The 20270-nt window shown below is 62.9% G+C and carries 21 protein-coding genes; 15 read left to right on the top strand and 6 right to left on the bottom strand.

Going from position 1 to position 20270, the window contains the following annotated elements; genetic code table 11:
- Positions 1-4 precede the first annotated feature (4 nt).
- Positions 5-751 (bottom strand): trehalose-phosphatase, encoded by a 747-nt coding sequence (gene otsB, locus KKP04_RS08620; RefSeq protein WP_215029436.1) that lies wholly within the window; start codon positions 749-751, stop codon positions 5-7.
- Between the two features lie 196 nt (positions 752-947).
- A complete protein-coding gene (locus KKP04_RS08615; RefSeq protein ID WP_215029420.1) occupies positions 948-1760 on the bottom strand; it encodes a GNAT family N-acetyltransferase in 813 nt (270 codons plus the stop codon).
- 136 nt (positions 1761-1896) lie between these two features.
- Here KKP04_RS08615 and KKP04_RS08610 point away from each other — a divergent pair, with 136 nt between their 5' ends.
- The 5 genes from KKP04_RS08610 (at position 1897) to KKP04_RS08590 (ending at position 6188) form a co-directional block, all read left to right on the top strand.
- A complete protein-coding gene (locus KKP04_RS08610; RefSeq protein ID WP_215029417.1) occupies positions 1897-4014 on the top strand; it encodes a hypothetical protein in 2118 nt (705 codons plus the stop codon).
- 18 nt (positions 4015-4032) lie between these two features.
- Positions 4033-4194: a hypothetical protein gene (locus KKP04_RS08605; protein ID WP_215029413.1), complete on the top strand. Its 162-nt coding sequence runs from the start codon at positions 4033-4035 to the stop codon at positions 4192-4194.
- A gap of 317 nt (positions 4195-4511) precedes the next feature.
- Positions 4512-5549 (top strand): glycosyl hydrolase 108 family protein, encoded by a 1038-nt coding sequence (locus KKP04_RS08600; protein WP_215029410.1) that lies wholly within the window; start codon positions 4512-4514, stop codon positions 5547-5549.
- Between the two features lie 13 nt (positions 5550-5562).
- Positions 5563-5910 carry a hypothetical protein gene (locus KKP04_RS08595; RefSeq protein ID WP_215029407.1) on the top strand — a complete coding sequence of 116 codons (348 nt, stop codon included), beginning with the start codon at positions 5563-5565 and terminating at the stop codon, positions 5908-5910.
- Positions 5907-6188 carry a hypothetical protein gene (locus KKP04_RS08590; protein WP_215029404.1) on the top strand — a complete coding sequence of 94 codons (282 nt, stop codon included), beginning with the start codon at positions 5907-5909 and terminating at the stop codon, positions 6186-6188. Before KKP04_RS08595 ends, KKP04_RS08590 begins: the two co-directional genes overlap by 4 nt.
- A gap of 82 nt (positions 6189-6270) precedes the next feature.
- Here the strand turns inward: KKP04_RS08590 and KKP04_RS08585 are convergent, their stop codons facing one another.
- A complete protein-coding gene (locus KKP04_RS08585; protein ID WP_215029402.1) occupies positions 6271-6651 on the bottom strand; it encodes an HU family DNA-binding protein in 381 nt (126 codons plus the stop codon).
- A 514-nt stretch (positions 6652-7165) separates the two neighbouring features.
- Between KKP04_RS08585 and ssb the strand changes: the two genes are divergently transcribed.
- The 7 genes from ssb to tgt all read left to right on the top strand — a co-directional run bounded on the left by ssb (position 7166) and on the right by tgt (position 14790).
- Positions 7166-7717 (top strand): single-stranded DNA-binding protein, encoded by a 552-nt coding sequence (ssb, locus tag KKP04_RS08580; RefSeq protein WP_215029392.1) that lies wholly within the window; start codon positions 7166-7168, stop codon positions 7715-7717.
- A gap of 182 nt (positions 7718-7899) precedes the next feature.
- Positions 7900-10713, top strand: a complete 2814-nt coding sequence (gyrA, locus tag KKP04_RS08575; protein WP_215029376.1) for a DNA gyrase subunit A — start codon at positions 7900-7902, stop codon at positions 10711-10713.
- A gap of 17 nt (positions 10714-10730) precedes the next feature.
- Complete coding sequence (gene coaD, locus KKP04_RS08570; protein WP_215029372.1) at positions 10731-11255, top strand: pantetheine-phosphate adenylyltransferase; 525 nt, start codon at positions 10731-10733, stop codon at positions 11253-11255.
- A 42-nt stretch (positions 11256-11297) separates the two neighbouring features.
- Positions 11298-11849, top strand: coding sequence for a peptidylprolyl isomerase (locus KKP04_RS08565; RefSeq protein WP_215029364.1), 552 nt, complete (start codon positions 11298-11300; stop codon positions 11847-11849).
- Positions 11850-11936: 87 nt separating this feature from the next.
- Entirely contained in the window at positions 11937-12401 is a 465-nt protein-coding gene (locus tag KKP04_RS08560) for a peptidylprolyl isomerase (RefSeq protein ID WP_215029361.1), read from the top strand.
- Between the two features lie 122 nt (positions 12402-12523).
- The gene (gene queA, locus KKP04_RS08555) at positions 12524-13618 is read left to right on the top strand and encodes a tRNA preQ1(34) S-adenosylmethionine ribosyltransferase-isomerase QueA (RefSeq protein ID WP_215029358.1); all 1095 of its coding nucleotides are present in this window, start codon (positions 12524-12526) and stop codon (positions 13616-13618) included.
- Positions 13615-14790, top strand: a complete 1176-nt coding sequence (gene tgt / locus KKP04_RS08550) for a tRNA guanosine(34) transglycosylase Tgt (RefSeq protein ID WP_215029355.1) — start codon at positions 13615-13617, stop codon at positions 14788-14790. The genes queA and tgt overlap by 4 nt, the downstream gene beginning before the upstream one ends.
- On the opposite strand, the gene KKP04_RS08545 is transcribed toward tgt, so the two are convergent.
- On the bottom strand, positions 14721-15683 hold the full coding sequence (locus KKP04_RS08545) for a DMT family transporter (RefSeq protein ID WP_251133987.1): 963 nt from the start codon (positions 15681-15683) through the stop codon (positions 14721-14723). The two genes, tgt and KKP04_RS08545, sit on opposite strands and share 70 nt — an antisense overlap.
- Before the next feature lie 221 nt (positions 15684-15904).
- Between KKP04_RS08545 and KKP04_RS08540 the strand changes: the two genes are divergently transcribed.
- Positions 15905-16537, top strand: coding sequence for an NAD(P)-dependent oxidoreductase (locus KKP04_RS08540; protein ID WP_215029353.1), 633 nt, complete (start codon positions 15905-15907; stop codon positions 16535-16537).
- Positions 16538-16619: 82 nt separating this feature from the next.
- Here the strand turns inward: KKP04_RS08540 and KKP04_RS08535 are convergent, their stop codons facing one another.
- Positions 16620-16970: a DUF1428 domain-containing protein gene (locus KKP04_RS08535; protein ID WP_215029350.1), complete on the bottom strand. Its 351-nt coding sequence runs from the start codon at positions 16968-16970 to the stop codon at positions 16620-16622.
- A gap of 57 nt (positions 16971-17027) precedes the next feature.
- On the opposite strand from KKP04_RS08535, the gene KKP04_RS08530 reads away from it, so the two are divergent.
- Both KKP04_RS08530 and leuC read left to right on the top strand, forming a co-directional pair.
- Positions 17028-17513, top strand: a complete 486-nt coding sequence (locus KKP04_RS08530; RefSeq protein WP_215029347.1) for a MarR family winged helix-turn-helix transcriptional regulator — start codon at positions 17028-17030, stop codon at positions 17511-17513.
- Positions 17514-17671: 158 nt separating this feature from the next.
- Positions 17672-19078 (top strand): 3-isopropylmalate dehydratase large subunit, encoded by a 1407-nt coding sequence (leuC, locus tag KKP04_RS08525; protein ID WP_215029343.1) that lies wholly within the window; start codon positions 17672-17674, stop codon positions 19076-19078.
- 172 nt (positions 19079-19250) lie between these two features.
- Here the strand turns inward: leuC and KKP04_RS08520 are convergent, their stop codons facing one another.
- Complete coding sequence (locus tag KKP04_RS08520) at positions 19251-20057, bottom strand: lytic transglycosylase domain-containing protein (protein WP_215029340.1); 807 nt, start codon at positions 20055-20057, stop codon at positions 19251-19253.
- Between the last annotated feature and the right edge of the window lie 213 nt (positions 20058-20270).

Genomic DNA, 20270 nt, shown 5'->3' with positions numbered 1-20270 from the left:
AAGCTCAAAGTCCTTTGAATGTGTCGGCGGTGGCGGAAAGCCAGGAGAGGAAGCAAGGGACGTCCGGTGCGCGATAGTGCGCGGCGCTCTCGCCCGGTCCCACCTTCATGGTGATACCGCCCCGCGCGTTCACGACGAGAAACGCGTCTTCATCGGTCGCATCGTCGCCCGCGAAGAACGGGACACGGCCCTTGAACGGCGGTTGCTGCATCAGGAGGCCGATCGCCGTGCCTTTTGTTGCGCAATGCAGCCGAAGCTCGACGACCATCTTGCCATGCGTCAGAACGTATTCGGCCAACGGTGCGGCCAGTTCGCTAACGAGCGCGAGACACATCGCTTCAAGCTCGGGGCGGAGGCGATAATGGAGTGCAAGAGCACCGCGCTTTCTTTCGAGAAGAAGGCCCGGATTTTGAGCGGCGAAGTCGGCAAGCGCGCTTTCGATGAGCGCGCCTGCGGCGTCGTCGGAGATTTCGGTGAGCCTGAGACCGCGTTCGTCTCTCACCTCGTATCCGTGGACGCCCGCGACCGGCAGACTGAGCGGCGCGAGAAACCTGTCGATGGTGGCGACTTCGCGGCCCGTCACGATGGCGACGGCTCCGTCCGTGCTGGCGCAGAGGCTTTCGAGTGTGGCGCGGGTGTGTCTGTGAACGATAACCGCCGCGGGGGTGTCGGCTATCTCGGTCAACGTTCCGTCGAAATCGAGAAAGAATGCGTAAGCGCTGGCGTCGCTCAGGCAAGGCAGGAAATCCATGGGCAACGTCCGGGGGGCTTGTCCGCTCGAGCTATCAACTGGGAACGGGCGGGCGTGGGTGTCAAGTGAGGGCACGGTGATTTTCTCTCAGGCAACGAAATACGAAAGCGGCCTTCGATGAGGGAGGCCCACCGTCGGGATATGCTATAATCGGAGATAAGCTGCAATAGTGGCATAAAGTGCTGTTTTTATGGCGCTATTCGTGAAGCCCAAGCTTCGGGCGAACAATGTGCCAGGAATCGCACACGGGTTTGAAGCCGAGTTTTGCGTAACAGCGGTTGGATGCCGGATTGCGCTTGTCGACATAAAGGCAGGCAAACGCGCGCCCTTCGGAAAAGATGTTCCGCGCAACGACTGCGGTGATCATGCCTGCGTACCCGCGCCCGCGAAATTTCGGCTGCGTATAAACGCAGTTGATGGCGCCCGCCGAGCGGTTGCGTCGGCCGATCGCCGCCATGGACACCGGCACGCCTTCCGCGATCCACACCCAGTGGCGGCCTTCGCCAAGAGTCGCGTGGAGGCGTTCGTCCGATGGGCTCACGTCGTGGGGAACCGCCTCGCGCATGAAGCCCGCGATCCACTCCCGGAAAAGCGGCAGATCCGGCGCGGCCAACAATCGAGAAAACCCGCTGACGCTCGGGGCGTTTGGCTCTCGGTCGAGCGAAAGGATCTGCTGCGGAATTTCCTCGGCAAACACGATCCCGTGCTCGCGAGCGCGTTCGGCGAACTGAAGCGCGGTGTCAATCGTGCCGACAACGCCGGGGTAATCGAGACTGGCGGTCAGATCCGCGAAGCTGCGGCATTCCTCACGCGAAAGATTGCATAGAAGCAGCGGGAAGTTCGGCGTCTGAAGTGCGCAAGCTCCCGGATTTCCAAGCGTCCAGTACCTGATGCCGCCCGCTTCGCCCTGGGCGCGCAGCCGCTCGACGACGCTCAACGGCAGATTGTTACGGACGGCATCGTCTTCGAGCGCGCCCTGATGGAAATCGGCAAAGTCGATCGGCTTCATCGCCGCCCCCTGTGACACCGCGCCACAATGCACGCCCAAAATCGGAGGCGCGCTCGCGGAAACCAATTGTGCGAGCCGGTCCAAACGGTCCGCACCGCATACCCTAGAAACTTTAACACAACAATGGAGCATACGCATGGTTACGCGCTTGCGTTACCCCAAGGGGTATCAGTTCTTTGACAGCAACGGACATCCGTTGGCACTCGGCAACCTGCATTACTATCAGGCGGGCACGACGACGCCCCAAGATACGTATACGGACGATGAAGGCACGATTGTGAATACCAATCCGCTCGTTCTCGACGGCTCTGGCCGACTCACGACGGATGTGTATCTCGGCGCTGCCGCAGACTACAAGGAAGTGCTGACGACGTCGTCCGCTCCGGTATCTCCGTGGCCCGCCGACGACATTCCGCACGCTTCTGCTTCGGAAGGCGGGGCCACGGATATCGGCGCCAGCTATACGGTCAATACAGTCAATCTGACAAGTTCCAGCGGCTCCGGCGTTACCATCGCCGCCGCCACCACGACGACGGCCGGGGTTCTCGACAGCACCCGCGCCGCGAAAATCGACGGCCTCGCGACGGTTGCGGGCACGGGCAGTTACTCCGACCTCGTGAACACGCCTTCGCTCGGCACATTGGCGACAGCGTCCTCGATCGATAATGACGACTGGTCCGGCACGCCGCTTTCCATCGCCAACGGCGGCACCGGGCAGACGACCGCGAACGCAGCCTTCGACGCGCTTTCTCCGCTGACGGCGGCGGGCGATATCCTTACGGGCGGCGCGTCCGGCGCGGCCCAGCGTCTCAGCATCGGCTCAACAGGCCAGGTGCTCACGGTCGTTTCCGGCGCTCCGGCCTGGGAAGATGCGTCCGGCGGCGGTTCCGGCATGACAAATCCGATGACGTCGACTGGCGACATCATCATCGGCGGTGCGTCCGGCGCTGCGACTCGCCTTCCATATGCCGCGAATAGCCGTGTTCTTACCGGCGCAAGCGGCGCGCCCGCATGGTCGTCGTCGCCGCTGAACAACATCGCCCTCGATGATTTCACTATCGGCAGCAACGTGCTGACAAACAGCACCTTCGCGACAGACCTTGCCGGCTGGACCGTCAACGGCGCGTGGACTTGGAAAACGGGTGGCGGTGCTGCCTGCTCGTCGGCGGGAGGTACACTGACGCAAATGACCGGCAACTACGCTGCCGGCGCCATCTATAAAGTCACAATCACCATATCCGGCGTTGATGCGAATACCGCGCTCGTGGTCGGTCTTTCCTACGGCGCTATATCTGCCCAACGCATCCGCAACAACGGCACTCACACGTTCTATCTTCTCGGGCCTGCTGCTGCCGGGGTGGGGCGTGGGGTACAACTGATTTGTCAGTATGGCCCAGTCGTTGTCGAGTCGATCACCCTTCAGGAGATCACCAATCACGCCAAGTCGGTGACGGGGAAACTCGCGCTTAACGGCCCGCTCACCCTTCCCGCCGGCAACGCCGGCAACCCGTCGCTCGCCTTTCAGATAGACGATCCTCTCTATTCGCCGACCGGCTTCTACTGGAATAACTACGCGCTGGCCTTTGCGATGGACGGCGTCGATATGTTCACCATCTCGGATGAAGGTGCGACGGTTGGCATCGGGCCGATGCTTTCTTTCAAGGGATCAAATCGAGGCACGGTGGAAGCAACCAATGCCCTTGTGTTTCGCTCGCTGTCGAATCACTTCGAGATCGAGGGCAGTATCACCGCGACAGAACTTACAATGGTACCTTATCGTGCCGGCGGCGGGGCGGTGAGCATTCCACTCTGGTTTAAATCAAACGCGTATAGTTGGGCGTCGCCATGTGTTCTCGGTGTCCATGCGGCGGCTGAGGGAGATAATGCAAACGTTCAGTTTGCCGTCGCCAATCACGCACAGACCATCGGCTTCTCTGTGGCCGGGACGGGTGCCGTCACAGCTCGCGCTCCGATGACCTTGCAGCCGGCTACCTCCGGCATTGACACGACCAACCTTCTTCTCGTCAAGAACTTCGCTGGCTCAACCAAGGTCGCCCTGCGGCCGGACGGTCTCGTCGCTTGCACTTACGTTGAGGCATTGGGAACCGTCCAAGGCCAGCTGATAACGACGAAAACGGCTCCAGCCACGGCGGCAGCGGCGGGTTACGCCGGCACTATCGCCGTCGACGCGAACTATATCTACATCTGCACCGCCAGCAACACATGGAAACGCGCCGCGCTATCGACGTGGTAGTGTGAAAGGGAACCCCCAATGACCAAGATCGTGATCGAACTCGATCCACAGGAAGTCCAGGCGTTTCAGCAGTTGCTCGACATAGCGTTGCGACATTCCGGTATAGCCGCACTGAATGTGGTGGCGGCTTTTGTTGGAAAGGTTGCGGCCGCTACCGCCGCAGCCGCAGTCGAGGGCTAGCTGAATGACTTTGTAACGCGTTGAGCCGGAGATAGGCATCCGGCTCAACCATGGCCGAGTGCGGTGAGCAGCGGAAGGGAAGATAGATGCGCGATCATAGGGTAGGCCCGTCTTGCAGCCATGAGCGTGAGTTATCCGATCTCATGCGCTGCTCGCCGTTTCGTATTCGGCACATAGCCTGGCGGCAGCCAGAGAAAGTCGAAGCCAACTGAACCAATCGCCGCGCTGGCGAGGTGGGGCGGCTAACTGTCAATCGATATCTTTGTCTTTTGAAAGCCGGTCATGGACCGGCTTTCTTCATTTATGGGAGGTGCATCATGGCGGCTGGCAATTTCGAGCGCTGCCTTGCTATCACGCTCAAATGGGAGGGGGGCTATTCCAATCACCCGGACGACCCGGGCGGCCCCACGATGCGCGGCGTGATCCAGCGCGAATACGACGCATGGAGAAAGAAACGGGGTAAGCGGCCAAGGCCGGTGCGGCAGATCGAAGACGCGGAACTTCGCGCGATATACCGTGAAAATTACTGGGACGCGATGACCTGTGACGCCCTTCCACTCGGGCTCGACCTCTGCGTTTTCGACGCGGCCGTGAATTCAGGCCCGGGCCGCGCGCGGCAATGGCTCGACGAGGCGCCATATGTGGACGCCTATTGCGATGCGCGGCTCGAATTTCTCAAGCGGCTCGGGCGGCTGTGGCGCGTTTTCGGAACCGGATGGGCGCGCCGCGTCGCGGGGATCAGGATAGACGCGCGCACGATGGCAGGTCAGCCGGAGGCGCAATTGCCGTTCGACGAGACGCTCCATGCCGGAATGCGGGGCGAGGAGGTTCGCGTCCTTCAGGCCCGGCTTCGTGCTCTCGGATATCCGGCCGGAGCTGTGGACGGGATCTTCGGCGCGCAGACCCATCGCGCGGTCATGCTCTTCCAGCACGATAACGGGCTCGACGGCGAGGCGGGCATCTGGCAGCCAAGCTACGGCGGAGCGCTCGCGGACGCGACGCCGATGCTGCCAAAGCGGCGCGAGGTTTCGAGGCGCGATCTCGAAGCGGCAGGCGACAGGCCGCTGCGCCAGATGAACCTGCTGCAACGGGTCTTCGCGTGGCTTTTCGGGGCCGCGGCGGCAACCGAAACCTTCTCCAGCGACAGCGTACTCGACAGCATCGGTGGCGCGCGTGCGGCCCTCGAACCGCTGCAAGGTGTCCTTGCGTGGGCCTCCACCAATCGCTGGCTGCTTCTGTGCGCTGTTCTCGTGGCGGCTATCGCATTGATCCGGCTCATCCGGAGCGAGCACATCAAGGCGTACCGCAATTTCGACTATCAGGGCACATCCGCCCCCGCTGCCTCAACCGATTGACGGGAGCCCATCCATGAACGCGCTTCTTGCTTTCATTTTATCGTCTTTTGGAAGTCTCGCGACCGGGGCGGCGAAGCTCGGCCTTTCTGTCGGCGCGCTTGCCTTCCTCGGGCCGCTGGCTCCGATTGTCAGCGGCGTCGCGCAATTCGTCGGGGCGATCGTTGCAGCGATCGGGGAAATCCTCGCCTCGCTTTCGAAAAGTGCGGAGGGCCGGGTGGCACTGGCCATCCTCGCGGCAACGCTCGGCCTTCTTTACCTGCGATACCACTATATCGAGGAAGGGCGGACAATCGAGCGGGCCAGAATAACGGCCACGCAGAAGCCGTGCCCGGCGGTGAAGGCCGAGAGGCGGTCTCGATGACACTTCCGGACGACGGGCGGCACCCAGCCGCATCTTCGGTTGCTGCCGTCAACGGTCATCACAGCGCCATACCGTTGAGCCGCGTTTATCTGCCGTTCGCGATGGTATTGACGTTCGGCGGCTTTCTGGTCGTCGCCGGATACACCGTCGGCGGCGTCATGTCTGGAATTGCGCGCGACAAGACAGAGACGGACACCCGCCTCAGCGCGATCGAAAAGGAAATGACTGCGATAAAAAATATTCTCGCCGACCGCTCGCTTTGCGTGCGTCCTAAATAACGAGCCTTGCCGCGACGAAACGATGTCTGATAGCCGCACCGTTTCGTCGCCGGCCGAACTCGACTGCTTGTACGTGCAAGCCTCAGATGGCTTCGCTCAGATCCTTTGCGGCGCGGAAAGCCACTTTCTTGCTCGCCTTGATCTCAATCGCCTCGCCCGTGGCCGGGTTGCGACCGGTGCGGGCGGCGCGCTTGCGCACTTCGAGCGTGCCGAGGCCGGCGATCCGGATGCGCGCGCCCTTCTTCAGGTGCTTGCCAATGCTGGAGACAGCCTCGGACAGAACCTCGCTCGCCTGCTTCTGGGAAAGGCCGTGCGTTTCGGCGACTTCCGTGGCGAGCTGACGGAGCGTCACGATCTCAGCCTTTTCGGCCTTCGCAGGCGCCGCCGCCTTTGCTGCTGCCTTGGGTTTGGCCGCCTCAGATTTCGCAGCCTTGGCCGCAGGCGCCGCTTGCGTTTTCGACATCTCGAGTTCCTTCTTAATTCATGCCTTAGAAAGAGAAATCCGGGCGTCCGTTACCGATGGCTGATCTAACAAACCCATCCCTTCGAGTGCAATCGATGTTGTACGTTCGATCCACCGGGTCAAGACCACTGATTGCGATTTGGCCAACAGAATCAGGTGTAAATGGCCGCGTGACGCTACACAACCTTCGAGCCGTGTAGCGCCGCGCGTCAACAACCTTTCGGGCGAGAGACGCGCCATATGCTGGTTGCAGGGTAATTTTGTAACAAAGTGTGGTTTTTTGGCCCGAAAAATCCATATTTATCGGATGTTTCCCGCGCCGCTGTTAATAAAGCGTCTCGACAACCTTCGGTGCTTGACAACAAGCTGGGTTGCAATATAGAACATACAGTGAACGTCGCTTCATGCCGTCCCGCGGTGGAAAAGCCGATTGCGCGAGGGCAGTTGTGTTTTGAGCGCTGACGCTTCATGTACACTCGTCGCAGCGACTCAATGTTTGATGAAAGGAGCTCTCATGGCGGGCTCGGTGAATAAGGTCATTCTCATCGGTAATCTCGGGGCCGATCCCGAAGTGCGCCACACCCAGGATGGCCGTTCGATATGCAATCTTCGGCTTGCGACGACGGAATCATGGCGCGACAAACAGTCGGGGGAACGCCGCGAAAAGACGGAGTGGCACAGCGTCGTCATCTTCAACGAGCAGCTCGGCAAGGTGGCGCAGCAATACCTCCGCAAAGGCGCGAAGGTTTATATCGAAGGCCAGTTGCAAACCCGGAAATGGCAGGATAATTCAGGGAACGACCGCTACACAACCGAGGTCGTCTTGCAGAACTTCAACGGCCAGCTCACCATGCTCGACGGACGCGCAGGCGGCGGTGCGGGCGGTTATGGCGAAGGCGGAGGCAGCGGTTTCAACGAAGGCGCTGCCAGCAGCTTCGACCGCGGTGACAGCGGCCGTGGCGGCGGCGGTGGTGGCGCCCGAGGCGGCGGTGCAGGCGCCAAACCGCGCGACGCGGGACAGCCGAAGCCTTTCGACAAGGATCTGGACGACGAGATCCCATTTTAGGTGCGCTTGATGTGCTTTCCCCGCGATGTGGATCGTCGCTCGAAGCGCATAACAAAATAGACATCTTCTTGCGCAGGACGGACAGGATCCTTGTCCTCGCGGGAGCGAGTCGGTAACTTCCGGCTAGGTTCAAGCGGCGTTTCCGGCCGTGTGTTTCATTTGAGAAAGCCAAGGATCAGATTTTGGCAGATCCGTCAGACGGCAACAAGGGCGATCGCGGTGCGGGGGAGATTCGTCCCATCCTCATCACCGACGAGATGAAGCGCTCATACCTCGATTACGCGATGAGCGTGATCGTGTCTCGCGCGCTGCCCGATGTGCGCGACGGGCTGAAACCCGTCCACCGCCGCATCCTTTTCTCGATGAACGAGAACGGCTATTACTGGAACAAGCCTTATCGCAAATCCGCGCGCATCGTCGGCGACGTGATCGGTAAATATCACCCGCACGGGGACCAGTCCGTTTACGACGCGCTCGTCCGCATGGTGCAGGACTTCTCGATGAGCGTGCCGCTTATCGACGGGCAGGGGAATTTCGGCTCGGTCGATGGCGATCCGCCGGCAGCCATGCGTTACACCGAGGTGCGCCTCGAAAAGATCTCCGACACGCTGCTCAACGATCTTGAGAACGACACCGTCGATTTTCAGGAGAACTACGACAATTCCGAGCGAGAGCCGACCGTTCTGCCCGCGCGCTTTCCGAATCTCCTCGTCAACGGCGCGGGCGGCATCGCCGTCGGCATGGCAACGAACATCCCGCCGCACAATCTCGGCGAAGTCATCGACGCATGTCTCGCCTTCCTCGAAAATCCCGCGCTCAACATCGAGCAACTCATGGAGCACATCCCGGGGCCGGACTTTCCGACCGGCGGCGTGATCATGGGCCGGGCCGGTATCCGCGCCGCCTATCTCAAGGGGCGCGGCTCCATCGTCGTGCGCGGAAAAGTGCATGTCGAGACGATCCGCAAGGATCGCGATGCGCTGATCGTGACCGAAATCCCCTATCAGGTGAACAAGGCGACGCTGCAAGAGCGCATCGCTGAACTCGTGCGCGAAAAGCGCGTCGAGGGCATTTCCGACGTGCGGGACGAAAGCGACCGCTCGGGCTATCGCGTCGTCATCGAGCTGAAGCGCGATGCCATGCCGGAGGTGGTGCTGAACCAGCTCTATCGCTTCACGGCGCTGCAATCGGTGTTCGCCGCCAACATGGTGGCGCTCAATAGCGGCCGGCCGGAACAGCACACGCTCCTCGACTTTGTCCAGGCTTTCACGCAGTTCCGCGAAACGGTCATTACGCGGCGCACGAAATTCCTGCTCGGCAAGGCGCGTGACCGCGCGCATGTGCTCGTCGGCCTCGCGACCGCGGTCGCCAATATCGACGAGGTGATCAAGCTCATCCGCACCGCGCCCGATCCCGCGAGCGCGCGCGAAGCGCTCATGTCGCGCGACTGGCCCGCAGGCGACATCGCGCCGCTGCTGCTGCTCATCGAAGATCCGCGCTCGCGCATCATCGAGGGCAACGTCTACCGCCTGTCCATCGATCAGGCGAAGGCGATCCTCGAACTGCGCCTGCAACGCCTGACCGCGCTCGGCCGCGATGAAATTGCCGACGAGTTGAAGGCGCTCGCCGAAAAAATTCGCGATTATCTCGATATCCTCTCCTCGCGCTCGCGCGTCATCACGATCATCCGGGACGAACTCACCGCCATCAAGGAAGAGTTCGCCAAGCCGCGCCGAACCGAAATCCTCGACGTCGAGGGCGAAGTCGACGATGAAGACCTGATCCAGAAAGAGGACATGGTCGTCACCGTCAGCCATCGCGGCTACATCAAGCGCGTGCCGCTGTCGACCTATCGCGCGCAGCGTCGCGGCGGCAAGGGCCGCTCCGGCATGACGACGCGCGACGAGGATTTCGTGACGCGCCTGTTCGTCGCGAATACGCATACGCCGGTGTTGTTTCTCTCCTCGCGCGGCATGGCCTACAAGATGAAGGTGTGGCGGCTGCCGCTGTCTGCCCCGCAAGCGCGCGGCAAGGCGCTCATCAACCTGCTGCCGCTGCAACAGGACGAGACGATTACGTCCATCCTGCCGCTGCCCGAGGAGCGCGACGAATCGGGCGTCTTCATCCTGTTCGCGACCCGCTCGGGCAATGTGCGGCGCAATGAACTCGCCGACTTCGCCGAGGTTCGCCAGAACGGCAAGATCGCCATGAAGCTCGATCCAGGCGACGATATCGCGGGCGCGCAACTCTGCCGCGAGACCGACGATATTCTTCTCACGACCGCCAACGGTCAGGCCATCCGCTTCCCGGTGACGGACGTGCGCATCTTCAAAGGCCGCGAGTCGACCGGCGTGCGGGGTGTCCGCCTCGAAGAGGACGACACCGTTATCTCCCTCGCAATCCTCCGACACATGAACGCGACACCCGCCGAGCGCGCCGCCTATCTCAAGCAGGCGAACGCCATGCGCCGCGCCGCCGCCGGTGAGCGCGCAGCGACCGAGCCGGACGCCGCCGAGCAGGAAGCCGCAGCGGTGGAAGCTCTCGACGACGGCGAAGCGATCGAAAGCACCGACATCGCCGATCTCACGCCCGCGCGGTATGGCGAAATGGGCGCGGCGGAGCAATATGTGCTGACCATGTCGGTGCGCGGCTTCGGCAAACGCACCTCGTCCTATGAGTACCGGACGTCGGGACGCGGCGGCAAAGGCATCATCGCCATGGCCGTCAACGATCGAAACGGACGCCTCATCGCGTCATTCCCGGTGGAAGATACGGACCAGATCATGCTGGTGACGAACGGGGGCAAGCTGATCCGCTGCCCCGTCGAAGGCATCTCGATCACCGGTCGTTCCGCGCAGGGCGTCACGATCTTCCGCACCGATCAGGACGAGCGCGTGGTCTCGGCCGAGTTGATCAGCGACGACGGGACGGGGAACGGCAATGGCGACGGCTTGGATGTCGGCGGCGACATCGAGGGCGAGGAACCATCAGAATGATCGCGGGGTAACGCCGCATGAATTGCGGTTTCTACGCTGGCAGCTTCGATCCGCCGACGCTGGGTCACCGGGACATCATGGCGCGTGGTCTGGCGCTGTTCGACCGGCTGGTTGTCGGTGTCGGCGTGCATCCGTCGAAAGCGCCGCTTTTCACGGTCGAGGAGCGCGCGGATATGTTGCGCGATGAGCTTTCGAGCCTCGGCGCAGGCGAGCGCGGCGCGGTCGTGTTCTTCGATGGGTTGACTGTCGACGCCGCTCGCGCCCACGGCGCGGCGTTCATGCTGCGGGGCGTGCGCGATGCGGCGGACCTCGGCTACGAGACGCAGCTTTTCGGCATGAACCGGGCCATGGCGCCGGACATAGACACGGTCTTCCTTGTCGCAACGCCCGGCTCGGCGCATATCACGGCCACGCTCGTTCGCCAGATCGCGCAGCTCGGCGGCGATGTTTCGTCCTTCGTTTCCCCCGCCGTGCTCAAGCGGATCGCTGCAAAAACGGGCAGAACCGCCAGCGGCCCCAATGCGGCCCCTATGCCGCGCTAGGCGCTCGAAATCGCACTCGAAATCGATAAGCAAAGGGTTTCCATGTTCCGTTCCCTGATATTCGTTACGCTGCTTGCCGCCGCCACGCTCGGCCTTGCCGCTCCGTCGGCTCGTGCGGCAAGCCCCGACAACACACTTTACCTCGACCTGAAGGATGGCCGCGTGGTCATCGAGCTTTTGCCCAATGTCGCGCCGAAGCATGTCGAGCGCGTCAAGAAGCTCGTCCGCGAGGGCTTCTACAACGGCCTGCCGTTCCATCGCGTGATCACGGGTTTCATGGCGCAGACGGGCGATCCGAAAGGCGACGGGACGGGCGGTTCGAAATATCCCGACCTTCCGGCCGAGTTCAATTCCACGCCGTTCAAGCGTGGCGCCATCGGTGCGGCGCGCACGGGCAATCCCAATTCCGCGAACAGCCAGTTTTTCATCTGTCTTGAGGACGCACCGCATCTCAACGGGCAATACACCGTCTGGGGTCGCGTGACAGAGGGCATGAAGTTTGTCGACCGGATCAAGAAGGGAGCAGGCGGCGACGGCCGCGTGTTCAATCCGGACAAGATCATCAAGATGCAGCTTGCGTCGGACGCCCGCTGATCACCACATTCCTGATGAGATAATAATGGTGCCGAACCTCAGGTTGGCGTAGATCCAGTCGAGGCGGCGCAAGGAAAGAGCTTGAACATGACATCTTCCGATAAAGAAAATCTGGTTCTGGAAACAACCAAGGGGCGTGTGGTGATTGAGCTTCGCCCCGATCTTGCGCCGAACCATGTCGCGCGCATCAAGGAACTTGCCGACCAGAAGTTTTACGACGGCGTTGTTTTCCATCGCGTCATCGACGGGTTCATGGCGCAGACGGGCGATCCCACGGGAACCGGGCGTGGCGGTTCGGGCAAGAACCTCAAGGCCGAATTCAGCCGGGAAAGCCATGAGCGTGGCGTCGTCTCGATGGCGCGCGCGAACCATCCCGATAGCGCGGACAGCCAGTTCTTCATCTGCTTCGACGATGCGTCGTTCCTCGACGGCAAATATACCGTGTGGGGCAAGGTGATCGAGGGCATGGAGAACGTCGACAAGATCGAGCGGGGCGAGCCGGTGCATAACCCCGACAAGATCGTGACCGCCCGCGTTGAAAAGGCGGCGTAAGACCGAAAGCGAACCGACCCGTTTTTCAGACCGAGCGCCAGTGTCCGGAAGGACGCGGGCGCTCATCTTTTGTTTTCAGGGCTGCCGACTCCATTGGCCGCCGCTTCATCCGCGAACGCATCGTGCACCTCAAGGACTTCGACTTCGACCTCCCCAAGTCGGCCATCGCGCTTAGGCCCGCGAGCCCGCGCGACGCTGCGCGCCTGCTGCGCGTCGATCCTGCCGCGCGCGAACCGCTCGCCGAAGCCACGATCCGCGACCTTCCCGCCTTTTTTCGTCCCGGCGACATCATGGTGTTCAACGACACCCGCGTTCTCTCCGCTGAACTGTCCGGCACGCGCCCGCCGCGCGATGCGGATGCGCCCGCCGTGGATGTCTCCCTGAACCTGATCGAACGCGAAGCGTCCGGTGCGTGGAAAGCGTTCGCGCGGCCCGCGCGACGGCTCCGGCCCGGCGACGCGATCCATTTAGCAACCGGCGAACACGCCTCACGGCTGATCGTCGTCGCCAAGTCCGACGATGGCGAAATCATCTTGGCCGCGCCGGAGGGCGACAGCGTCGAGGCCGTCATGCAACGCCACGGCGCGATGCCGCTTCCACCGTATATTGCCCGCCAGCGCCCCGCCGACGAGCGCGACCGCTCGGATTATCAGACCGTTTTCGCGCGCAACGAGGGTGCCGTCGCCGCGCCGACAGCCGGACTTCACTTCACGCCGGAACTTCTCGCGCGGCTCTCACAGCGCGGCGTCGAGACGGCCTTCGTAACGCTCCATGTGGGCGCGGGCACTTTCCTGCCGGTGAAGACCGCGACGGTCGAGGATCATGAAATCCACGCCGAGTGGTTCGAGATCGGCGAGGTGACGGCGCGCGCCATCAGCGCGGCCCGCGAGCGCGGTGGCCGCGTCATCGCTGCGGGCACGACCTCGCTTCGCGTGCTTGAGACGGCCACCCGCGAAGACGGCTTTATCGAGCCCGCCAAAGGCTTTACAACGATCTTCATCAAGCCCGGCCACCGTTTCAGAAGCGCGGACCTCCTCGTGACGAATTTCCACCTGCCGAAATCGACGCTGTTCATGCTCGTCTGCGCCTTCTCCGGCACGGCGCTCATGAAGCGCGCCTACGCCCACGCCGTCGATGCGGGCTTCCGCTTCTATTCCTACGGCGACGCGTGCCTTCTCTCGCGCGCGGATGCGCAGCCCTCGACGGTCCGCTCATGACGCAGCCCTTTTCCTACACGCTTCTCGCGCAGGACGGCGCGGCGCGCCTCGGCGAAATCGCGACACCGCGCGGGCCGATCCGCACGCCCGCCTTCATGCCGGTCGGCACTACGGCGTCGGTGAAGGCCGTCTTCCTCGACGATGTGAAGGCGGCGGGGTCCGACATCATCCTCGGCAACACCTACCACCTGATGCTGCGCCCCGGCGCGGAGCGCATCGCCAAGCTCGGCGGCCTTCACAGCTTCATGCGCTGGGATGGGCCGATCCTCACCGATTCCGGCGGCTTTCAGGTGATGTCGCTCGCGCAGCTTCGGAAGCTCACCGAAAAGGGCGTCACCTTCCGCTCGCATATCGACGGCGCGATGTACGAGTTGACGCCCGAGCGCTCCATCGAGGTGCAGAACCTCCTCGGCTCCGACATCCAGATGCAGTTCGACGAATGCACGCCGTTCCCGGCGACGTTCGAGGATGCGGAAAGCTCGATGCGGCTGTCGCTGCGCTGGGCGGAGCGCTCGCTGGCGGCGTTCGCGCAGTATGGCCAGCCGGGGCGCGCGCTGTTCGGCATCGTGCAGGGCAGCACCTTCCGCGAGCTTCGGAAGGAGTCGGCGGCGAAGCTGACGTCGATGGATTTTCACGGCTATTCGGTCGGCGGACTCGCGGTCGGCGAAGGCCAGCGCGCCATGTTCGAGACGCTCGATTTCACCACGCCGCTTTTGCCCACGAACAAGCCGCGCTACCTCATGGGCGTCGGCACGCCGTCGGATATCGTGGGCGCTGTCGAACGCGGCATCGACATGTTCGACTGCGTGATGCCGACGCGTTCCGGCCGCCACGGGCAGGCGTTCACATGGGCGGGCAAGCTCAACATCAAGAACGCGGCGCATGTCGAGGATTTGCGCCCGCTCGACGAGACGAGCACCTGCCCCGCGTCGCGCGACTATTCCCGCGCCTACATCCACCACCTCTTCCGCTCGGGCGAGTATCTCGCGCCGATGATCCTGTCATGGGCGAATATCGGCTTCTATCAGGAGTTGATGGCCGCGATCCGCAAATCCATCGCGGAAGGCACGTTCGCCGATGTCGCCGCTCGCGTGCGCGCCGTCTACCCGTCCACCGTGGAAGACGAAGCGGGCGCGGACGCTGAAGCCGCCCGCTCCCTGAAGAGCAAGTAAATTCCCGACGCAACGATGATCGCCGCGCCGACGAGCGTCCAGATGTCTGGCACATCGCCGAAGACGAGATAGCCGAGGCACGTCACGAGCAGCAGGTTGATGTAGGTGAAGGGCGCGATCACCGGCGCGGGCGCGCGGTCATGGGCGAGGATCAGGAACCAGTGCCCCATCCCGCCGAGAAGGCCCAGGCTCAACAGGACGCCCCAGGCGAGCGCATCCGGCGGCATCTGCCAGTTCCACAACGCGACCGGCGCCATGAGGACGGCTCCCGCGAGCGGTGTGTAGACGAGCGTCGTTCGCGGCGCGTCGAAACGGGCGAGATAGCGCGTCCAAAGGCTGTAGAGCGAGTGGCAGAATACCGAGCCGAGCGCGAGCGTCACCGCCCAGTGGATGCCGCCGAAGCCCGGTTTCGTCACGAAGATGATGCCGGTGAAGCCGACGCAGATCGCCGCGAGCCTACGCCAGCCCACCCATTCGCCGAGCAGCGGACCGGCAAGCGCGGCCACGAAGAACGGCGCGAGGAAGTAGATCGTCGAGGTCTGGTCGAGTTGGAGATACTGAAGCGCGGCGAAATTGAACGCGGTCGTCGCGAGGAGCAGCGCGCTGCGCAGGATCTGCTGGACGGGCTTGCGGGACGGTGCGGCGCGAACGACCGCGCGCGGCCCGAGCATGACCACGATGAGCACGGCGTTCATCAGGAAGCGCACCCAGATGATTTCCACCAGAGGAATGTGCTCGATGGTGCCGAGAAACTTCGCGCTCGTGTCGAGGAAAGCAAAGAAGCTCACGGCCGTCAGCATGAAGCCGATTCCGACAAGGCGACGGTCGGAAGAAGGGCGCTCGGCCGCGGAAGCCCGAGCCGCCGCTGCGGGCTTTGTGAGAAGATCGGTCATGGAGGAGTGGGGCGCGGGGGTTCCGGTTGGTGACGAGGCGAAGCGCGGCCGTTTCCCGGCAAAGCGACGGTGCGACAATTCAACATAGCATGGATGAGCGCAGAAATGTGCGCGCAAATGATGGCGTCGCGGTCCATGGCTGCATTGCGAATTTGCAACGGTCGGCCAAACTTCGCCTCGCGGGGATGGCGCGCAGCTATCCACCTTCCTATATCGTCAGTATGAAAATCATTGTCTTTGGAGCGACGGGCGGCACGGGCCGCGCAACCGTCGAAAAGCTTCTCGCAGACGGGCACCAGGTGACGGCTCTCGTGCGCGATCCGTCGAAATTACCCTCCGACAACGCGCTCACCATCGTCAAGGGCGACGCGCTGTCCGCCGAGGATGTCGCGCGCGTGGTGCCCGGGCACGACGTTTGCGTCATCAGCCTCGGGAACTCCCGCAGCACGCAGGGAAGAAAGCGCACGATCAATCCCCACATCTGCGAATACGGAACGCGCAATATCCTCGCGGCGGCCGATCCCGGCTTGCGGCTGATCGCTGTGACGGCCTTCGGCATCGGCGATACGCGGGACAAGAAATCGCTCCTTTTTTCCATTGCGGCCGCGCTGTTCATGCGCGCGATCCTCGCCGACAAGGAAAAGCAGGAAGCCGCGATCAAGGCCGCGCCGAACGACTTCGTTCTGGTTCAGCCCGTCGGGCTGACGAATGGCCCCGCGACAGGCAACTATCTCGCCAGCGCCGACCGCAAGGCGCGCAAGATGACCATTTCGCGCGCGGATGTCGCCGACTTCATCGCGAAGGAAATCGCCTCGCCCAAGCATCACCGGCAGACGGTGGCGCTGTCGGGGTAGGGCGGCAAAGCTGCGCCGGTTGCGCCGCAAATCGCAGCCGAAGGTTATGCACTTCGGCCGCGCTAGATCAGCCTCGCGCCAGTCAGGCGTCGAAGACCTTGCTGAAACCGCCGAAAATCATGCGCATGCCATCGAACGGCATCTCACCCATGTTCTTCATGCGCGGATCGGTCCGCATGCGCTCATTGGCGGCGTCGCGCGCCTCCTTTGAAGGATACTCGATCCAGCTGAACACGATAGCTTCGCCCGGCTCCGCTTTCACGGCCATGCGGAAATCGGTTACCTTGCCGTCCTTGATGTCGTCTTCCCAGCACTCGACCATGCGCGTTGCGCCGAATTCCTTGAAGAGCGGTGCCGCAGCCGCCGCCATTGCGAGGTAGGCATCCTTTTTCGACGCGGGTACAGCGAGCAGAAAACCTTCGACATAGGTCATTCGTTTACCTCCTGGGACGTTCGGCCGCGCTGTCGCGTTCAACATAATAGGGTGCCCATGTCAAACATCGCCGCGCCAGAAAATGAGGTGCCGTATGAAGTCACGCTTCACGTTCGTGATACCTGTTTGTGCCTGCATGTGCAGCGCGCGGCGCGTGCGCTCGCCCGGCGTTTCGATGTCGCGCTCAAGGACAAGGGGATCACGAGCGGCCAGTTCTCGCTGCTGATGGCGCTGAATCGCCCGGCCGCGCCGCGCCTCGGCAACGTTGCGGCGCTTCTCGCCATGGATCGCACAACGCTCACCGCCAATCTCAAGCCTCTGGAGCGCGCAGGCTACGTCGAGATTTTCCCCGACGAGACAGACAGGCGCGGCCGCCTTCTGCGGTTGACCGAAGCCGGGCGATCCGTCCTCGCTGGCGCGGTCCCGATCTGGCAACAGACGCACGCAGCTGTCGAAGCGGACCTCGGCGCGGCACGTGCTGACAGGCTTCGCGAGGATCTTGACGCCGTGTCCGCTCTTGATTGCGCGAGCGTCGACGCTTGAAAAACAAGGCGCATCGCTCCGTCAGAGGCCTTATGTCTGGCGGAATCGCTGCACGGTTTTCCGCAATCGTCGCGCGGGTGCCTTGCTTTCCGTGTTCGCGCTTCCTAAAACCATTCAAGAACAAGCGCGCTCGTCAGCCCGAGCGGAACGGACCGATCATGGCAAAGACACTCTACGATAAAATCTGGGACGACCACGTCGTTGAAACGCAAGCGGACGGCACCAGCCTTCTTTATATCGACCGCCATCTCGTGCATGAGGTGACGAGCCCGCAGGCGTTCGAGGGGCTTCGCACCGCCGGGCGCCGCGTTCGCGCGCCGCAGAAGACCCTAGCCGTGGTCGATCACAACGTGCCGACGACGGACCGCAGCCACGGCATCGACGACCCGGAAGCAGCCTTGCAAGTGCAGACGCTCGGCGAGAACTGCGCCGAATTCGGCATCGAATATTACAACGAACTCGACAAGCGGCAGGGCGTCGTCCACATCGTCGGACCGGAACAGGGTTTTACGCTTCCCGGCACGACCATCGTCTGCGGCGACAGCCACACGTCCACACATGGCGCTTTCGGCTCGCTCGCGCACGGCATCGGCACGTCCGAGGTGGAACATGTGCTCGCCACGCAGACGCTGATCCAGACAAAAGCGAAGAATATGCGCGTGACGGTCGACGGCATCCTGCCGGACGGCGTGACGGCGAAGGACATCATCCTCGCCATCATTGGGGAGATCGGCACGGCGGGCGGTACGGGCTACGTCATCGAATATGCGGGCGAGGCCATCCGCGCGCTGTCGATGGAAGGCCGCATGACGGTCTGCAACATGTCGATCGAGGGCGGCGCGCGCGCTGGCCTCGTTGCGCCGGACGAGAAGACATTCGCTTATATCGCGGGCCGTCCCCGCTCGCCGAAGGGCGCCGCGTGGGAGCTTGCGCGGAAATACTGGGAGACGTTGCCCTCGGATGAAGGCGCGCATTTCGACCGTGAAATCAAGCTCGATGCTTCGTCGCTGCCGCCCATCCTCACCTGGGGCACAAGCCCGGAAGACGTCGTCGCGATCACCGGCACCGTCCCCGACCCGGCGAAGGTCGCCGATGAGGGCAAGCGGGCGGCTGTCTCTCGCGCGCTCGCCTATATGGGCCTTGAGCCGGGCATGAAGATGACGGACATCGCCATCGACCGCGTGTTCATCGGTTCGTGTACGAACGGCCGCATCGAGGATCTGCGCGCAGCCGCCGCAATCGTCGAAGGCCGACGCGTGGCCGACACGGTGAAAGCCATGGTCGTGCCGGGCTCCGGTCTCGTGAAGGAGCAGGCCGAGGCCGAAGGGCTCGACGAGGTTTTCCTCGCGGCGGGCTTCGAGTGGCGCGAGCCGGGCTGCTCGATGTGCCTTGCCATGAACGCCGACAAGCTCAACCCCGGCGAGCGCTGCGCCTCGACCTCGAACCGCAATTTCGAGGGCCGTCAGGGCTTCAAGGGCCGCACGCATCTCGTGTCGCCCGCGATGGCAGCGGCGGCGGCGGTCGCGGGCCGCTTTGTGGATGTGCGCGAGTTCGGCAAGCGCTGAACGCGTTCTGAATTGCGATCCCGCGCGTGGCGACACGCCGGGGTCCGATTCTGGCCGATCTTCATGATCCGTTTGTCGGCCGTCTGGCAGGTCCGCGATAAACCTTCCCGCGATCTGCCACCGCATATACCTGCACAGCGCGGCTCCGGGTTGAATCGCATCGCAAGCGGGTTTATCGGCCAGCCAGCCGTTCGGCGAAGTAGACGATGGTCTTGCGATAAACCTCGGCGCGGTTCCATTCGCGCAAAACCTGAAAGTTCTCGCTGCCCTCGCGGTAAGCCGCTCCCGCGCGCCAGCCGTTGACCTTGAGAAGGTTTGCGGTGGAGGCAAGCACGTCCGGCACACTGTGGCGAAGGTCGACATGGCCGTCTCCATCGAAGTCGATGCCATATTCTATGTATGACGATGGCAGGAACTGCGTCTGGCCGATCTCGCCCGCGTATGCGCCCTTCAACTCCGAGAGCGGAAGATCGCCGCGCTGCACGATCATGAGCGCCGCAAGCAGTTCCCGCTGAAACAGCTCGGTGCGGCGGCAATCCCATGCGAGCGTTGCGAGCGTTCGGATCACCGGCCTTTTCCCCATGTCGCCCGAGCCGTAATCGGTTTCCAGTCCCCAGATAGCGACAATGAGCTGCGGCGGCACGCCGAACCGCTGCTGGATGCGCGACAGCAGCGCGGCATGCCGCTGCAACATCTGCCTGCCGCGCTTGATTCTCGCCGGATGCACGCGTTTGGCGGCGAAGGCCACGAAGTTCGGGTTGCTGAAGGAGGCGCGCTGGCGGCGGTCGAAGGCCAGCACCGCCCGATCGAGCCCCGCGCCTGCGAGCGCGCTGTCGACCACGGACCGCGAAATGCCGACGCCCGCTGCGTCGCGCGATACCTGCGCAATGAAGCCCGGGAAATCGCCGCCGCATTGCGCCGCCTCAGCCGCCGGAACCGAAAGTGAAAGAAAAACCGCCGCCAGGGTTCGTCTGATCATGCCACGCCCTTTGCTTATCGCCGACGACGTCATCGCATGGAGTTGGTTAAGGGGCAATGTCGCGCGCCGTTAGTTGTCGGCCTTGCCGGGCAGGCCAAGCCGTCGTTTCTGAACAAACTACCCATGGGTGGAAAGACGATCCGACCGCAAAGGGTCGCGGGCAGCTCGCCCGCGCTTGAAGCTGCCCCGCGTAGTGATTAGGTTGCCGCAAAC

It is taken from the genome of Rhodomicrobium sp. Az07 (genome assembly GCF_018619475.1).
GTDB lineage: Bacteria > Pseudomonadota > Alphaproteobacteria > Rhizobiales > Rhodomicrobiaceae > Rhodomicrobium.
The sequence above is the reverse complement of the archived record's forward strand: the minus strand, read 5'-3'. Positions and strand labels throughout refer to the sequence as shown.

Excerpts from the sequence above, each read along its gene's own strand:
- KKP04_RS08605 (WP_215029413.1), top strand. The coding sequence starts at position 4,033 with ATGACCAAGATCGTGATCGAACTCGATCCACAGGAAGTCCAGGCGTTT.
- KKP04_RS08610 (WP_215029417.1), top strand. The coding sequence starts at position 1,897 with ATGGTTACGCGCTTGCGTTACCCCAAGGGGTATCAGTTCTTTGACAGC.
- coaD (WP_215029372.1), top strand. The coding sequence starts at position 10,731 with ATGAATTGCGGTTTCTACGCTGGCAGCTTCGATCCGCCGACGCTGGGT.
- KKP04_RS08535 (WP_215029350.1), bottom strand. The coding sequence starts at position 16,970 with ATGACCTATGTCGAAGGTTTTCTGCTCGCTGTACCCGCGTCGAAAAAG.
- leuC (WP_215029343.1), top strand. The coding sequence starts at position 17,672 with ATGGCAAAGACACTCTACGATAAAATCTGGGACGACCACGTCGTTGAA.
- ssb (WP_215029392.1), top strand. The coding sequence starts at position 7,166 with ATGGCGGGCTCGGTGAATAAGGTCATTCTCATCGGTAATCTCGGGGCC.
- KKP04_RS08600 (WP_215029410.1), top strand. The coding sequence starts at position 4,512 with ATGGCGGCTGGCAATTTCGAGCGCTGCCTTGCTATCACGCTCAAATGG.
- KKP04_RS08590 (WP_215029404.1), top strand. The coding sequence starts at position 5,907 with ATGACACTTCCGGACGACGGGCGGCACCCAGCCGCATCTTCGGTTGCT.
- KKP04_RS08530 (WP_215029347.1), top strand. The coding sequence starts at position 17,028 with ATGTCAAACATCGCCGCGCCAGAAAATGAGGTGCCGTATGAAGTCACG.
- otsB (WP_215029436.1), bottom strand. The coding sequence starts at position 751 with ATGGATTTCCTGCCTTGCCTGAGCGACGCCAGCGCTTACGCATTCTTT.
- KKP04_RS08545 (WP_251133987.1), bottom strand. The coding sequence starts at position 15,683 with ATGACCGATCTTCTCACAAAGCCCGCAGCGGCGGCTCGGGCTTCCGCG.
- tgt (WP_215029355.1), top strand. The coding sequence starts at position 13,615 with ATGACGCAGCCCTTTTCCTACACGCTTCTCGCGCAGGACGGCGCGGCG.
- KKP04_RS08520 (WP_215029340.1), bottom strand. The coding sequence starts at position 20,057 with ATGATCAGACGAACCCTGGCGGCGGTTTTTCTTTCACTTTCGGTTCCG.
- KKP04_RS08560 (WP_215029361.1), top strand. The coding sequence starts at position 11,937 with ATGACATCTTCCGATAAAGAAAATCTGGTTCTGGAAACAACCAAGGGG.
- KKP04_RS08540 (WP_215029353.1), top strand. The coding sequence starts at position 15,905 with ATGAAAATCATTGTCTTTGGAGCGACGGGCGGCACGGGCCGCGCAACC.
- KKP04_RS08585 (WP_215029402.1), bottom strand. The coding sequence starts at position 6,651 with ATGTCGAAAACGCAAGCGGCGCCTGCGGCCAAGGCTGCGAAATCTGAG.
- KKP04_RS08565 (WP_215029364.1), top strand. The coding sequence starts at position 11,298 with ATGTTCCGTTCCCTGATATTCGTTACGCTGCTTGCCGCCGCCACGCTC.
- KKP04_RS08615 (WP_215029420.1), bottom strand. The coding sequence starts at position 1,760 with ATGAAGCCGATCGACTTTGCCGATTTCCATCAGGGCGCGCTCGAAGAC.
- KKP04_RS08595 (WP_215029407.1), top strand. The coding sequence starts at position 5,563 with ATGAACGCGCTTCTTGCTTTCATTTTATCGTCTTTTGGAAGTCTCGCG.